General features: G+C 66.4%; 2 protein-coding genes. Both read left to right on the top strand.

What is annotated here, in order from left to right; genetic code table 11:
• The coding region (locus ACP5E6_RS00880; RefSeq protein WP_427950401.1) for a nitrogenase component 1 at nt 1-823 on the top strand (823 nt) is incomplete at its 5' end.
• Nucleotides 823-1778: chlorophyllide a reductase subunit Z (bchZ, locus tag ACP5E6_RS00875; protein WP_427950398.1), on the top strand; the 956-nt coding region annotated here is incomplete at its 3' end. The genes ACP5E6_RS00880 and bchZ, both read left to right, overlap by 1 nt.

The following is a 1778-nucleotide window of genomic DNA, read 5'->3' as shown; positions in this document are numbered from 1 at the left end:
CGTCACCCTGCTCGGCGAACTCTTCCCCGCCGATCCACCCGGAATCGCCGCCATGCTCGCGCCCATGGGCCTCGCGATCGGCCCGCAACTCCCCGCCCGCGAATGGCGCGATCTCTACGCAGCCCTCGATTGCAGCATCGCCGCCGCGGTCCACCCGTTCTACACCGCCAGCGTCCGCGAATTCGCCGCTGCCGGCCGCGCCATCGTCGGCTCCGCCCCGGTCGGCGAAGCCGCCACCGCCGACTGGCTCGACGCCATCGGCAAAGCCGCCAATATCGACGCCAAAACCATCGACCGCGCCAAAGCCCAGGCCCTCGCGCCGATCCGCGCCGTCATGGCCGCCAACCCGGTCGATGCCCGCATGATCGTCTCCGGCTACGAGGGCTCCGAACTCCTGGTTGCCCGCCTGCTGATCGAAGCCGGCGCCACCATCCCGTATGTCGGCACCGCGCTCCCGCGCACCGAATGGAGCGACCCCGACCGAATCTGGCTCGAAGCCCAGGGCACCCATGTCCAATACCGCGCCTCGCTCGAGCAGGACATCGCGGCGATGCGCGACGTCAAACCCGATCTCGCGCTCGGCACCACGCCCCTGGTCCAGGCCGCGAAGGAAATCGGCACCCCGGCGGTGTATTTCACCAACATGGTCTCCGCCCGCCCCGTCTTCGGTGCCGCAGGTGCTGCCGCACTCCCCGCCATCGTCGCCACCCAATGCAAGGGCCGCGAACGCTTCAGCCGCATGGTCAGCTTTTTCGAGGCTCCCCCCGCGCCGAAACCCGCGCCACGCACCGTCACCAAACCCGTGAAAGCGGAGGTCGCCTGATGTTGGTCCAGGATCACGACCGCGCCGGCGGCTACTGGGGTGCCGTCTATGTCTTCTCCGCCATCAAAGGCCTGCGCGTCGTGATCGACGGTCCGGTCGGCTGCGAGAACCTGCCCGTCACCGCCGTGCTGCACTACACCGATGCGCTGCCTCCCCACGAACTCCCGATCGTGGTCACCGGCCTCGATGAAGACTCCCTCTCGATGACCGGCACCGAAGGCCCGATGAAGCGCGCCGCCGCCGCCGGCGACCAATCGATGCCCGCCGTCGTCGTCACCGGTAGCATCGCCGAGATGATCGGCGGCGGCGTTACCCCCGAAGGCTCCAATCTGCGCCGCTTCCTGCCCCGCACGATCGATGAAGACCAATGGCAGAGTGCCGACCGCGCCCTGGTCTGGCTCTACAGCGAATTCGGCAATGCCAAAGCGAAACGCCCGGAGCCGAAAACCGAAAAGCCCCGCGTCAATATCATCGGCGCCATCTACGGCACGTTCAACATGCCGTCCGACCTCGCGGAAATCCGTCGCCTGGTCGAAGGCATCGGGTGCGAGGTCAATCTGGCCTTCCCGCTCGGCTCGCACCTCAAGGACACGCCGAAACTCGCCGATGCCAGCGTCAACATCTGCCTCTACCGCGAATTCGGCCGCAAACTCTGCGAGGAACTCGGCAAACCCTATCTGATGGCGCCGTTCGGTATCCACGCCACCACCAATTTCCTCCGTAAACTCGGCGAACTCACCGGCCTCGACCCCGAACCCTTCATCGCGCGCGAAAAGGAGTCCACGATCAAGCCGATCTGGGATCTCTGGCGCAGCGTCACCCAGGATTTCTTCGCCACCGCGAGCTTCGCCGTCGTCGCAACCGAAACCTACACCCGCGGTCTCAAACGCCTGCTCGAAGACGATCTCGGCATTCCCTGCACCTTTTCGTTCGCCCGCAAACCCGGCGTCAAACC

Source organism: Acidiphilium sp. (assembly GCF_049977125.1).
Taxonomy (GTDB): domain Bacteria; phylum Pseudomonadota; class Alphaproteobacteria; order Acetobacterales; family Acetobacteraceae; genus Acidiphilium.
This window is presented reverse-complemented; position numbering and strand designations above follow the sequence as displayed.